The 13163-nt window shown below is 65.7% G+C and carries 14 protein-coding genes; 5 read left to right on the forward strand and 9 right to left on the reverse strand.

The window, feature by feature from the left end:
* Positions 1-49: 49 nt before the first annotated feature.
* Positions 50-1015 (reverse strand): tripartite tricarboxylate transporter substrate binding protein, encoded by a 966-nt coding sequence (locus C2U31_RS05375; RefSeq protein WP_103271895.1) that lies wholly within the window; start codon positions 1013-1015, stop codon positions 50-52.
* Positions 1016-1222: 207 nt separating this feature from the next.
* Here C2U31_RS05375 and C2U31_RS05380 point away from each other — a divergent pair, with 207 nt between their 5' ends.
* Positions 1223-2413, forward strand: coding sequence for an acetylornithine transaminase (locus C2U31_RS05380; protein WP_103271896.1), 1191 nt, complete (start codon positions 1223-1225; stop codon positions 2411-2413).
* A 265-nt stretch (positions 2414-2678) separates the two neighbouring features.
* Here C2U31_RS05380 and C2U31_RS05385 read toward each other — a convergent pair whose 3' ends face one another.
* Positions 2679-4049 (reverse strand): Fic family protein, encoded by a 1371-nt coding sequence (locus tag C2U31_RS05385; RefSeq protein WP_103271897.1) that lies wholly within the window; start codon positions 4047-4049, stop codon positions 2679-2681.
* 177 nt (positions 4050-4226) lie between these two features.
* On the opposite strand from C2U31_RS05385, the gene C2U31_RS05390 reads away from it, so the two are divergent.
* Positions 4227-4841: an ATP-binding cassette domain-containing protein gene (locus tag C2U31_RS05390; RefSeq protein WP_103271898.1), complete on the forward strand. Its 615-nt coding sequence runs from the start codon at positions 4227-4229 to the stop codon at positions 4839-4841.
* A gap of 74 nt (positions 4842-4915) precedes the next feature.
* Here C2U31_RS05390 and C2U31_RS05395 read toward each other — a convergent pair whose 3' ends face one another.
* The 7 genes from C2U31_RS05395 to C2U31_RS05425 form a co-directional block, all read right to left on the reverse strand.
* Positions 4916-5356, reverse strand: coding sequence for a GNAT family N-acetyltransferase (locus tag C2U31_RS05395; protein ID WP_103271899.1), 441 nt, complete (start codon positions 5354-5356; stop codon positions 4916-4918).
* Positions 5357-5537: 181 nt separating this feature from the next.
* Positions 5538-5963: a hypothetical protein gene (locus C2U31_RS05400; protein WP_103271900.1), complete on the reverse strand. Its 426-nt coding sequence runs from the start codon at positions 5961-5963 to the stop codon at positions 5538-5540.
* Positions 5964-5979: 16 nt separating this feature from the next.
* On the reverse strand, positions 5980-6354 hold the full coding sequence (locus tag C2U31_RS05405; protein WP_103271901.1) for a glutathione S-transferase N-terminal domain-containing protein: 375 nt from the start codon (positions 6352-6354) through the stop codon (positions 5980-5982).
* Between the two features lie 124 nt (positions 6355-6478).
* On the reverse strand, positions 6479-7180 hold the full coding sequence (locus tag C2U31_RS05410; protein WP_103271902.1) for a hypothetical protein: 702 nt from the start codon (positions 7178-7180) through the stop codon (positions 6479-6481).
* Positions 7181-7223: 43 nt separating this feature from the next.
* Positions 7224-7799 (reverse strand): isochorismatase family cysteine hydrolase, encoded by a 576-nt coding sequence (locus tag C2U31_RS05415; RefSeq protein ID WP_103271903.1) that lies wholly within the window; start codon positions 7797-7799, stop codon positions 7224-7226.
* A 148-nt stretch (positions 7800-7947) separates the two neighbouring features.
* Positions 7948-8847 (reverse strand): hypothetical protein, encoded by a 900-nt coding sequence (locus C2U31_RS05420; RefSeq protein WP_103271904.1) that lies wholly within the window; start codon positions 8845-8847, stop codon positions 7948-7950.
* Positions 8848-9058: 211 nt separating this feature from the next.
* On the reverse strand, positions 9059-10423 hold the full coding sequence (locus tag C2U31_RS05425) for a PLP-dependent aminotransferase family protein (RefSeq protein WP_103276266.1): 1365 nt from the start codon (positions 10421-10423) through the stop codon (positions 9059-9061).
* Positions 10424-10599: 176 nt separating this feature from the next.
* Between C2U31_RS05425 and C2U31_RS05430 the strand changes: the two genes are divergently transcribed.
* The 3 genes from C2U31_RS05430 (at position 10600) to C2U31_RS05440 (ending at position 12952) form a co-directional block, all read left to right on the forward strand.
* Positions 10600-11367, forward strand: a complete 768-nt coding sequence (locus C2U31_RS05430; protein ID WP_103271905.1) for a sulfite exporter TauE/SafE family protein — start codon at positions 10600-10602, stop codon at positions 11365-11367.
* A 166-nt stretch (positions 11368-11533) separates the two neighbouring features.
* Complete coding sequence (locus C2U31_RS05435) at positions 11534-12592, forward strand: YwqG family protein (protein ID WP_158658319.1); 1059 nt, start codon at positions 11534-11536, stop codon at positions 12590-12592.
* Positions 12593-12811: 219 nt separating this feature from the next.
* Positions 12812-12952, forward strand: coding sequence for a hypothetical protein (locus tag C2U31_RS05440; RefSeq protein WP_369869744.1), 141 nt, complete (start codon positions 12812-12814; stop codon positions 12950-12952).
* Positions 12953-13163: the final 211 nt, after the last annotated feature.

The raw sequence follows: 13163 nt of genomic DNA on the forward strand, positions 1-13163 counted from the left end.
GGCCGTCCCGCAACGCGGCGACGGCCCGTTTGCAAGACGATGCCAGCGTTCAGTCGACCTGCGCGCCCGACTGCTTCACCGCCTCGCCCCACTTCTTCACTTCGCCGCTGATGAAGCTGCCGGTCGCCTCGGGCGTCATCGGCATCGGCTCGGCGCCGCGGTCGCGGAAGAACTTCTGCATCTCGGGCGTGCCCAGCACGCGGCCGATCTGCTGGCTCAGATAGTTCGTCACCTCCGGCGGCGTGCCGCGAGGCGCCTGCACCGCCGCCCAGCCGATCGCCTCGAAACCCGGATAGCCGGACTCGGCCACCGTCGGCACGTCGGGTAGCTGCGGCAGCCGCTTGGCCGTCGTCACCGCCAGCGCCACCGCCTTCTTGTTCTGCACATGTGGCAGGCCGGCGGTCACCGAGTCCACCATCAGCGGCACCTGGTGCCCCAGGAAATCCGCCTGCGCCGGGCCGCTGCCCTTGTACGGGATGTGGCGGATGTCGATCTGGGCCGCCGCCTTGAACATCTCGGCCGACAGGTGCTGCGTGCCGCCGATGCCCGCGCTGGCATAGGCCAGGTCGCCCGGCTTGGCGCGCGCCTGCTCCACCAGCTGCTTGAGCGAGTGGATGCCCGAGGCCGGCGTGGCCAGGAACATCAGCGGCACCGAGAACACGCCCGACACCGGCGCGAAATCGTCCGGCAGCTTGTAGTTCACGGTCTTGTACAGCGTCTGGTTCACCGCCGCCGCGCTGCCCGCGATCACGAGCGTGTAGCCGTCGGGCGCCGAGCGCGCCGCCTGCTCCATGCCGATATTGCTGCCGGCTCCGGCCCTGTTTTCAACCACCACCGGCTGCTTCACCGCCGCGCCCAGCTTTTCAGCCAGCGCGCGGGCGAAGATGTCGGTCGCCTGCCCCGGCGGGAACGGCACGATCAGGCGCAGGGGACGGTCGGGATACTCGGCATGCGCCGGGGCGCCGGCGGCCGCCAGCGCCAGGCCAGCCGCGAGGCTGGAAAGAATACGTTTCATGATTGGTCAGTAAAAAGCGATGAAGGTCTGCGCGCGGGGTAGCGCCTGTTGCATAAAATAGAGCGCCCGCGTCGCCGGCCTTTTTGAGGCGGCCTGGGGCGGATCGGCAGGGGGTGCGTCACGATAGCATCCCCCCGCCGGTGCTAAATTCGCGTTTTAGCGTTTCCCCGTCTTTCAACCCTGTACCCTCATTCCGCAGGAACCGCCATGGAATTCAGCCAGTTCAACGTCAACGCCCTCATGGAGATCACCGCCCGCCCGGACCTCGTGTTCGTGCGAGGCCAGGGATCCTGGCTGGAGGATCACGCGGGCAAGCGATACCTGGACTTCGTCCAGGGCTGGGCCGTCAACACCCTGGGCCACAGCGCTCCGGAAATGCAGAAGGCCCTGCTGGACCAGTCCAAGCTGCTGATGAACCCGTCGCCGGCGTTCTACAACCTGCCGTCCATCGAGCTCGCCTCGCGCCTGACCAGCGCGTCGGTCTTCGACCGCGTCTTCTTCGCCAACAGCGGCGGCGAAGCCAACGAAGGCGCCATCAAGCTGGCGCGCAAGTGGGGCCAGGTCAACAAGAAGGGCGCCTACAAGATCATCACCATGAACCACGGCTTCCATGGCCGCACGCTGGCGACCATGTCCGCGTCGGGCAAGCCGGGCTGGGACAAGATGTTCGCCCCGCAGGTCGAAGGCTTCCCCAAGGCCGAGATCAACGACCTGGAATCGGTGCGCAAGCTGATCGACGACCAGACCGTCGCCATCATGCTGGAGCCGGTGCAGGGCGAGGCCGGCGTCATCCCCGCCACCAAGGAATTCATGCAGGGCCTGCGCAAGCTGGCCGACGAGCACAAGCTGCTCTTCATCGTCGACGAAGTGCAGACCGGCATGGGCCGCACCGGCACGATGTTCGCCTACCAGCAATCGGACGTGGTGCCGGACATCATGACGCTGGCCAAGGGCATCGGCGGCGGCGTGCCGCTGGCCGCCCTGCTGGCGCGCCAGGAAGTGTGCGTGTTCTCGCATGGCGACCAGGGCGGTACGTATAACGGCAACCCGTTGATGGCGGCTGTTGGTGTCGCGGTGTTCGATGCGCTGGCCGCGCCGGGCTTCATGGAATCGGTCAATGCGCGTGCCAAGCAGCTGTCGGAAGGACTGCTGGCGCTGTCGGCGAAGTACGGCATGCAGGGTGAGCGCGGCATGGGTCTACTGCGCGCGCTGGTGATGGATCGGGATGATGGTCCGGCGATTGTCGAGGCTGCGCGCAAGTTGTCGCCGAATGGCTTGCTGTTGAATGCGCCGCGTGGGAATCTGCTGCGCTTCATGCCGGCGTTGAATGTGACGGCTGAGGAGATCGATACGATGCTGGCGCAGCTGGATGGGTTGATTGCGCAGGTGCGTAAGTAAGGCGCTGCTGCGTTGATTTTTGAGTAGTACGGGCAAGGGCCGCGATGAATTCGCGGCCCTTGTTTTTGGGTGACTGGATTCTGTTCCTGAACGCGGCTGCGTGTCGGACGTGAACCGAATGAATGGGTGAGAGAAACCGGCAAGAAAAGCGGCAACTTTCCATGCACTGTCCGGCGCTTTGGTGTTAACTGCTATGGCATGGCAAGGAAGGTAGCCAACAACAAGGCTGGCCCTTGCCGGCTGCGCGATATGACGAAAATGAACGTTACTGCGGTCGCCCCGCCTCGATCCATTCCTGCACCTGCTCCATCGCCAATCGATACCGCGCGCAGTTATACAGATCCAGCACCCGCAACTCTTCCGCCAACATCGGACGAAACACGCGCGCATCGTCTTCAGACAAGGCCAGCGCCGCCACCGCCGTATCGGCAGTCTGCCGTGCACGCACCACCCGGCTGATCGCTTGGTTCAGCTTCTCTCGAAACCGCAGCCGCACGGGATCCGGCACGCCCGCCGCATCGAGCTGAACGGTGTATTTACGAATTGAGCGCCGATAAGACCAGGTGAACAGATCCACCGCGAGCGCGACATCGCCGCGCTCGTAGACGCCCATCATGGCGTAGGCGTAGTCCTGCGCCTCCACGTCCAGGAAGGACAGCGGCGCGCAGTTGTAGAGCATCAGCGGAATGTTGGCCGACAAGCGGCTGGTGCGCTTGTTGCCGTCCTCGAAGGGTTGCAGGTAAGCAAGGTTCACCCAGAGAAAGAACGCCGCTTCCACGGGATTCTTGATCAGCCGTGCCTTATCCACGATGCGATCGAGCATTTCCTGCAGCAGCGCGGGCGCCTGGATAGGGATGTAGGTTGTGTCGCGGATGTTGACCACGGTACGGCGGACATGACCCAGACCGTCGGTGTGAGCCAACAGATGCTCCATCAGGAGCGTGTGCAGATTGCCAATGACAGCAGACGTCAGGCCGTGCAGGGGCACGGCATCGACCATGAACTCGATGGCGGCCTTGTGATTGAGCAGCATGATCGCGTCCAGGTCATTGTCTGCCGTGCCGCGCTTGAAGAGCTCTTGCGTGGCCAACAGCGAATACCGGTTGCCTTCCAACCGTGAGGATGACCAGGATAGGTCAAGCAACAGCGGTTCCAGCACGCGGCGCGCATACGTGCCGGCAGGTTGCTGGCCCTGCATGCGCCCTTCGTCGGCCAAGGCCTGAGCCAGAGCGGGTGGCAACAGGGAACTCTGGTTCGGAACGTAATCGTCCACGAAGCTGCGCTGATAGCCTACCGGCGTGCGCGATGCCAGCGGTTGCCGGAGATGGGCCAGCAATGCCAATCCCTGCTCTGACCAGAGCATCCTGTTGGCCATGGGCGCCGGTTCAGCCAGCCGAGTCGCGTTGTCGGGCGCCGGGAATGCCCAGATAGCCGCCGGGTCCGCGATCTTGTAGCGAGTGGCTCGGCCGCGCCCCTCGCGTATCACCATGCCGGCTTTGAGCAGGGCGTCCAGTTGACGCTTCACGGTGGACCAGCTGGTGTCGATGTCGACGGCCAGCTCGCTGGAACTCAGCCACGGACGCGCTTCCCATTGGCGGGCGCGGAGTATCTGGAGTATGTCTTCGCGAACGGTCATGATGTGATCAAGCCAAGTCGAATCAGCTCAATTTAGCAGTAATCAGCTCAAGAAAAAGCCATTTATGAGCTTTAATGAGCTGAATTGGTCTGATTTTGAGCTGCTCCTTGACCCGATCCTTCACGGAGGCGAGCCTCTCTGCTTTCGTCTTTGGTGTTCCTGCATAAACTCCCCCACATGCTACGAATCGAAAACCTCAGCAAACGCTACGGCGACTACCTCGTCTTCCAGGGCCTGACCCATACCTTCACGCCCGGCTGCGTGGCGCTATGCGAAGAAGACAGCACCGGCAAATCCAGCCTGCTGAACATCATCGCGGGCGTGATCACGCCGGATAGCGGGGATGTGTGGATCGACGGTCACTCGATGCTCCATGCGCCGACGCAGGCCAAGGCGCGTCTCGCTTATGTGCCGGACAACTGCCTGCTGTTTCCCGAGATGACGGGGCGCGGCTTGCTGGAGGAGGTGGCGGCGGACAAGAACGTGGCGCTGGATCAGGCCACGTTGGAGCTGGCCTATGACCTGGGGCTGGAGCCGCATCTGGATAAGCGCTTCGAGCAGATGTCGACGGGGACTCGGCGGAAGGTGTTTGTGACGGCGGCGGCGCTGGGGGATCCGGCGGTGGTGATTGCGGATGGGCCCAGCAATGGTTTCGATGCGCGGGGTCGCGCGGTGTTGGCCGAGCTATTCATGGCGTGGGGCAAGGATCGCGTCGTGTTGTTTGCCAGCCATGACCCAGAGCTGGTGCGGGCATGCAAGGCAAGCACCGTCGATGTTGCAGCGCTGCGTTAGCCGATTCGCCCAAGCGGATGCGCCCTGAGAAAACCGCGCGGCACCAGGTGAAAACTCGGAGCCGAAGACTGGAGCTAGACCTGCTGGCGCGGGTCGGCCTCCATAAGGAAATACGGGCCTTCCGGACCGTCGGCTTCACTACGTACTCGCCACCCCTGAGACTGATAGAACTGCTTGGCGCGCTCATTGGCCTTGAGGCATTTCAGTGTCGGTGTGCCGGAAAAGTACTTGTCGCAGCCCGCCAACAGCATCGTTCCTACACCGAGTCCCTGATACCGAGGGTGAACAAATAGGTTGTGCAAGAAGCTGTCATCCTGCCATACAGACGCAAAGCCGATGGGATGGTACGAATGCTCTGCCACCAGAATCCTCTCACCTGCGGTGCTCACATCAAAGTCTTCAAGCTTATGGATGCCAATGGCAGCCCACGAGAAAGCGGCGTCGCGGGACACAACAAATAGCTGACGCAGAGCTTCCCGGTCGGTTTCTACAAAATCTCGCACGATGACCTGCATGTTGTTGCCTTATTGCTAATCACAAAGACGGAAAACGCTGGCTGGCGTAGGTCCGCACGGACAGCCGTCGTTGATGGAGGCCAGGAAGCCGGTACAACGTACAGCGCGCCGATATCGATTCAATAGCCGAGTGGCAGGAGCCGGCCTGCCTCTGAGGGTTCCGTGAACAGCAAGCCCACACTCAACGCGGCTTCCAATTCACCCCATCCCTGGAGCGATACTCCGGCGTCCCCGTGCAACACCCTCCCGCTCCAAACGCCTGCCTTCCAATAAACGCGGTCACCACGCCCTTGCTCTCGGTCAGCGATTGCTGAACGCAGACGGTCGGCAGCAGAGACGAGTCGCCTTCCAGCACCAGCGTCCACTTCACGTTCTCGCCCGCGCCCGGTTCGACCTTGTACACCTTGCATTTATGCATCAGCAGATGCACGGGCTGCCCCGCCAGCGTGCCCTTGAACTGCAACTCAGGCGGCGTGTCGCGCGTGGCGATGGTCTCGGCGTTGAGTTTCGATCCCGGCGGCGCGGGGTCCAGCGACGAGTCGTCGCAGCCGGCCAGCGCGATTGCGGCGCCCAAGCTGACGAGGTAAAGACAAGTCCGGCGCATCATGCCCCATGAACTCCTGTCAGGCCACGCCCGCGAAGCGTTGTTCGAGGTAGGCGATGATGTCATTGGACTCGTACATCCAGCGCGTGCCTTGCGCGTCGTCGATGCGCAGACACGGCACCTTCACCTTGCCGCCGCCTGCCAGCAGCCGCGCGCGCGCTTCGGGATCGCGCTTGGCGTCGTGCAGCGTGATGGGCACGTTCAGCCTGCGCATGGCGCGCCGCGTCTTGACGCAGAACGGGCAGGCGTGGAATTGATACAGCGACAGCTGGGCCGCTTCGGCGTTGACCTTGGCCTGGCCTTGCGCCGAGCGCTGTTGCGGGCGCGGCCGGGTCAGGGCGTCGCCCAGCAGGATGATTTGAGCCAGGCCGGCATGTATGGCTTTGACTAGCATGGAAAGGGACTCGATCGGGGAGACAGGGGATCAGTCTACTCTGTGCGGCGCTTGCCAATATTGCAGCTGTCGTCCGTCATCCTGTGTCATGTCACGTGCAGGACTCGAAGCTGGCGCGCGACGTTCAGTCTTCCACGAACCCCAGCTTGCGCAGCTCGGCAATCGCGCCCTGCTCTTGCTCGCGCCGCGCTTTCGGCGCGCCCAGCGAGGCGGCCAGCAGCATGGACTGCGTGTCCGATTCATCGAAACCGCGCAGCACGCTGTCCGTCACGGGAAACGCCTGTGCGAAGCCCTGGTCCAGCACCTGCTGCCCGCGATACCGGCCCTGCTTGTCCAGAATGACCTGCGTCTGCGGATCGCGCCGGATCAGATGCAGCGGCACGCCCTCGCAACGCAGCCCCAGCAGCTTGGCCTCGCTGATGTCCAGCGCCCAGTCGGTCTCGGCATAGAACGCGGCGCGCGCCTGCGCGAATTGATCGAGGATGGCGGCGTCCGTGCAAAAGGCCTCAGGCACGAGGTTGAGATTGATCTTGCCGATCTTGCCGCGCAGCGTGACCCGGCGAAAGAACGAGGCCCACACCAGCAGGATGGGGTTGGTGGACAGGTCTTCGACCAGCACGTCCTCGAAGACGCAAGGCTTGATCATCGAGTTGATGGCGCTGCACTGGCTCAGGCGCAGGTTGCGCACGCGTGACATGCGCTTGGGATGCTTCACCATCGACAGCGCGCCGTTGTCGAAGGTGCAATCGCGCAGGTGCAGGTCGTGAAAGTGCGAACCGCCCTTGTCGTAGCTCATCAGGAAGGTCTGGCCTTCGATGGTCTCCATGCGTGTCTCCGGCGGGCTTGCGGTGCGCGCGGGCCAGGGGCGGTCAGCGCAGCAGCGCCAGGGCGTCCGCCAGCGACAGCACCGTGGAGCGCGATTCGAAGGCGGTGGCGAACAGGTGTTCATGTACCACCGCGTCCGGGTCGTAGCAGCAGTCCTTGACGCTATACAGCCGGTAGTCCGCGTCGCTGGCGTGCGCGATGGTGGACAGCATGACGCCGGTGGACGCGACGCCGACCAGGATCAGCGTGTCGATGCCTTGCGCCGACAGCCGCACTTGCAGATCGGTGCCGTAGAACACGCTGGCGCGGTGGGCGATGATCAGCGGTTCGTCGTCGCGCTGCCCCAGCTCGGGCGAGATGCGGTCGTGCACGAACAGGCCCAGCTGCTTGATGCCCTGCCCGTTCTTGTTCAAGGGGCTGACTTCCGGGTAGCCGGGGCTGAAATGGATCTTGGCGAAGTAGACCGCCACGCCCGCGTGCCGCGCGGCGTCGCACAGCTGTCGGGTATTGGAGAGCAAGGCGGAGGCGACCGACGGGAACAGTTCCATGATGTCGGTCTGGTAATGCATGACCAGCAAGGCGGTACGTGATGGATCGAAAACCGGGGTCTGGGGGCTCATGCTCCGCTCCGCGACAGGAAGGACGGCCGACTGTAGCACGGCGTTTTGACGGGGTGGATGCAATGACGGGATGGGCATCGCGGGTGATGCCCATCCCGTCTTGCGTGTCGGCCGGCGCGGTACTGAACGGCCGCGCCGGCGATGCCGCTTACTGGCTGGCGTACTTCTTGCCGGCCGCGTCGTAGTGGTAGGTGACAGTGTCGGCCGCGCCGAGCTGGCGGGTCTTGCCCGGCCCGGTGATGGTGGTTCCGCTGACCTTGATGCTGATGCGGGGCATGTCGCTGCCGCCGTGCGCGGCGAAGCTCAGTTCACCCTGGCTGCTGACGCAGGGCATGACGTCGCCGTCGGCGCAGGCCGCGCTGTTGTCGCTGCCGGTGTTGACGCTGCCCACGTAGGTCCAGACCTTGTCCTTGACCTCGTCACGCGGTCCGGGGTTGAAGACGAACAGCGCGTAGCCGGTGAAGCTGGTGCCGTTGTCGAAGCCGTCGGTGGGCACGGCCAGCACCAGCTTGCCGGCCGGCGTGCGATATTCGACGGGCTTGCGCTTGGGGTCGACGAACTCGGGCTTTTCGTAGGCGCCGAAGTTGCCGATGGTGTTTGTCATGCCGCGGAACTGCCAGGGCTTGTCGGGCGTGGAGCCGGTCAGCGTGTAGGTGGCTTCGGCCAGATTGACCTGGGTGTCGGGGCCGGCGTCGTCCTCGCCGGGCTTGCCGTAGCGCTCGCGGGTGTCCCAGGTGAAGCCGGTGAAGTAGCGCGTGCCGTTCAGCTCGAAGGCGTGGCCGTACCAATAGGTGGCGACGCTGCCATTGGCGACTTCATACGAATCCTTGCCCTGGCCGTCGACCTGGTAGATCGATTGCATCACGGTGCGCACGTCGGGCGGCGCGACGGCGGTGGCGGTGGCCTGCTGCTTGGCGTCGCTGGCGGGTTTCAGCGCCTGCGCGGCCGGGCTGAAGGCGGCGGCCAGGGCCGACGCGGCCAGGCCCGCCATCGTGGTGCGCAACAGCGCGGCGCGGGGGGTGAGGCGGGCTTTCCGTATGGTTTTCATGGATGGAAGATCTGCTCTTGGGCCTGCGTTGAGAGGCACGCGGCGGGCGGGTTCATGACGCCGGTGTTGGCTCCGCCACGGCATGCCGCGATATGCGACGCCATCTTAATGAGCCGTCGCGCTTCGCGTCGGACAACCATTTGCCAATTGTGTCCGTCTGCAATGGGGACAGCGGCCAGTTATAGCGCGTTGGCGCGCCGGCGTCCTGGCGCTAGCGGTCGGTCTGGTCTGCGACCACCCGCGCCACCGCCTCCAGCGCTCGCTGTAGCGCGTCCAGGCCGACCGATCCCAGCGCCAGCCGGATCGCGTGCGGCACGTGCGGCGTGGCGGCGAAGGGATGGGCGGTGGAGACGGAGATGCGTTCGCGCATCAGGGCCATGGCGATTGTGTCGGCGCGCACTTCCTGCGCCAGCGGCAACCAGGTGAAGTACGAGGCCGGATGGCTGACGGGGCGCAGGTGGCCCAGGATCTCGGCGGCGATCTGTTGGCGCTGGCGGGCGTCACGGCGTTTCTCGGCTTCCAGGCGGGCGACGGTGCCGTCTTCGATCCAGCCGCAGACGATGGCGGTCATGGTGGCGGGCGTGTTCCAGGTGGTGGCGCGGATGGCGCGTTCCAGCCGGGGGATCCATGCGCGCGGGGCGTGCAGCGTGCCGACGCGCAGGCCGGTGGCCACGCTCTTGGACAGGCTGGTCACGTGGACGGTGGCTTCGGGGGCCAGCGCCGCCAGCGCGGGCGGGGCCTTGTCGGCCAGGAAGGCGTAGGCGCCGTCTTCGATCAGTGTCAGTCCGTGTTGGCGGACGATGGCGGCCAGCGCCGCGCGCCAGGCCGGGCCGGCAACCCAGCCCAGCGGGTTGTGCAGCGTGGGCATGGTGTAGACCCCGCGCACGCGCCGCCGGCGACATAGCTCGGCCAGCGCGTCCAGGTCCATGCCGCCGCCGTCGTTGGCCGCGGCGTCCGCGGCGGGAGCCGCTGCCGGAACGGCCGCCAGCTCCAGTCGAGCGCATTCGGCGGCGAGCTTGAAGCCAGGGTAGGTCAGGGCGTCCACGGCGATCACGTCGCCGGGTTCGAACAGGGCCATGGCGGCCAGCGTCAATCCGTGCTGCGCGCCGCTGACCAGCAGCGTCGAGTCGGCGTCGGCGTCGAAGCCGCGGCGGGCCAGGTGCGTGGCGGCTGTGGCCCGTTCCGCGTCGCTGCCGCCGTGCGGGCGGTAGCGCAGCAGCGCCCCGGGATCGCCGTGTTCGGCCAGCCGGCGCAGCGCGGCGCGGTATAGCTCGGCCTGGCCGGGCAGCGTCGGCGAGTTGAAGGCCAGTTCGGCGGTATCGTCGTTCCAGGCGCGCAGGTCGATGCCGTGGCCGCGCGGCAGGGCTTCCTTGACGAAGGTGCCCCGGCCCGATTCGCCGCTGACCAGCCCCATGGCTTGCAGCTCGGCATAGACGCGCGTGGCGGTGGCCAGCGCCAGCCCTTCGCGCGCCGCCAGGTCGCGGTGCGTGGGCAGCCGCGTGCCGGGGCGCAGGCGCCCGGCGCGGATGTCGGACGCCAACTGGTCCACCAGTTGCTTGTAGCGGGACGTGGGTATGGGCAAGCGTATCCAGGACGATTATTTGGATGCGCTGATTATCCGGTCTAGGATGGCGCCGCACAACGCTGCCGCGCCACAGTCCACGGCGCCAGGATGCCGCAAAGCCGCATCGACAACGCAGCAACGTTGCACGTCGTCGCGTTTCCACTTGTCCATTTTCGTCGCCATACACCATGAGTCTCGATGTCCAGGTCGTCGCAGTCGCTCTACTCGCCGTGGGCGTGATCGGTTTCATGAAGGGGGCGTTCGGGGGCGGCTTCGCGATCATCGGCATTCCGCTGCTGGCGCTGGTGATGGATCCGATTGCCGCGGGAAGCCTGCTGGCGCCGCTGTTCGTGGCCATGGACGTATTCGCCCTGCGCTACTGGCGGCCACGCACCTGGTCGCGGCCGGACCTGCTCTGGCTGCTGCCAGGGCTGTTGGCGGGTGTGTTCGCGGGATATTTCGTGTTGCGGCACGTGAATCGTCATGCCGTGGAAATCCTGATGGCGCTGACGACCCTGCTGTTCGCCTGGTTGTGGTGGCGCGGCGGCGCCACGGTGGTCGCGCGGCCGCGTTCCAACGGCAAGGCGCTGCTGGCCGGCGGCGCGTCGGGCATCACCACGATGGTGGCGCATTCCGGCGGGCCGCCGCTGGCCATGTACCTGCTGCCGCTGGGGCTGTCCAAGGAGGTCTACGGCGGCACCACCAGCATGTTCTTCACCATCGGCAATCTGCTGAAGGCGGGGCCGTGGCTGGCGGTGGGCGAGCTGTCGCGCGGCTACTGGAGCCTGGTGGCGCTGTGCGTGCCGGCGGCTTTCGTCGGGGTATGGGCGGGATGGCGGCTGCATCACAGGCTGAACCAGGCGCAGATGTACCGGCTGTGCTACGGGCTGCTGGTGGTGACGGCGACGAAGCTGCTGTGGGATGGCGTGACGGGTCTCGTCATGCCCTCGCCTTAGAATGGCGGCTTCGCACTCGAAAGCCGCCGCGGGATGGAGCGTGCGCGGCCCGCTTCTGCTTGCCTGGCCTGGTTTGCCCGCGGCGGTTGAGTGATTCGCGCAGCGCCCGGTCCGGCAGCGTGAGGCCGCGACGGCATTGCGCTTCATCCCGAAGGATTCGCTGGACATGCCTACCCCATTCCCCGCAAGCCTGGACGCCCTGCGCCAGTCGCTCGCCGAGACCGAGCTGCCCGAGACCGTCGTCGCGCACCTGGTCGCGCAAGCGCGTCCGGCCCTGGTGCTGGCCACCTCCGCCGCCGACGAGGCCGCGATTCCCCTGGGCGCGACCAAGATCGGCGGCAGCCCTGATCTGCCGCCGGGCATGGCCTGGCCGACGCGGCCTGCCTATCCGGATGCGGCGCAGCGCGCGCAGGGGCATCGCCAGAATGCCGACCGCACGCTGGCGGATTCGAAGAAGAAGGGTTCGTGGATGACGCCCGCCCAGGGCAAGCTGTTCAGCGAGGAATACCGGCGGCGCGCGGACGCGGTGGAAACGGCGTTCCCGCTGTCTTTCCTGGGCCAGTTCAATCTGGCTGATCTGTCGACGCATGCGGGCTTCGACGCCGCGCTGCCGAACGAAGGCCGGCTGCTGGTGTTCTACGACTTCCTGGAACAGGCCGAGAGCTTCTCGCCCGCCGCCTCGGTGGGCTGGCGCGTGTTGTGGGACGCGACGCCGGCGGCCGCGCTGGTGCGCGCGCCGGTGCCGGAAGCGCTGTCGTCGATCTCCGATGAGGAATGGACCTGCGTGTTCCGCGCGGCGCCGGCCTCGGCCCAGACCGTCTACACGCCGATCCAGACCGACGACGCGTCCTGGGACGCCTTCGATCTGGACGACGAGGAAAGCTGCGACGCTTACGAAGACTGGCTGGAACAGTTCGGCACGCCGGACAGTGAAGACCGCGACAACCACCAGCTGGGCGGCTTTCCGCAGACGATACAGAGCGGCATGCAGGAAACCTGCCAGCTGGTCGCGAACGGCCTGTATTGCGGCACCAGCGAGGTCTGGCAGACCGAGCAGGCGCGCAAGCTGATGGCGTCCGCGCATGAGTGGCGATTGGTGCTGCAGATTGGCGCGGATCCGAATGCAGGCATTCCGCAGCCGGGCGCCTACTACGTGACGATGCGCGAAGAGGATATCGCCGCGCGCCGGTTTGATCGGGCGCGGTTGACGTATCAGTGTGATTAGGTTGTTGCCCCAGTCCAGGTGCGCGTTGCGCGGCTGTAGCCATTGGCCGGGCGCGCGTTCGTGCGCGCTGGCCGGTCCCGTAATCCGGCAGGGGCCAGCGATTATCAGACGATGCGCCATGCGTCGCGGGTTGATGCTCCTACGCTGCCTACGTATATTCAACGTCGACCAAAGCGCATGCGCTCAGGCGCTGCTGCATGCCGAACTGGAGGCCAGACGATGAAGAAGCGCAACCTGTACACGGAAATCGCCGAAGGCTTCGACGCGATGTCGAACGCGCGCGCGGGCAAGCACACGCTGCGCACGCACGAGGTGGAGCTCAAGCCCGCGCCAAGCCGAAAGCCCAGGCCGCGCTGCTGATCCGCCTGGTCGAGAAATTCCCCGACACGGTCGAGCGGCTGGCGGCAGTGTGACCCGTCGCTGATCGCCGGATTTTCCCCGGCCCGAACACGCGCGGTTCAACGGCCAAGGCCAGCCCGCGAGCCTGCGGGCGTCGGCAAATTCCCCCCTCTTTTCCCACCGGCTCGCGGTCACTCCGCCATCCGCCCACTTCACACGCCCTAATGCCAAC

This window comes from Achromobacter sp. AONIH1 (genome assembly GCF_002902905.1).
Lineage (GTDB): Bacteria > Pseudomonadota > Gammaproteobacteria > Burkholderiales > Burkholderiaceae_B > Achromobacter.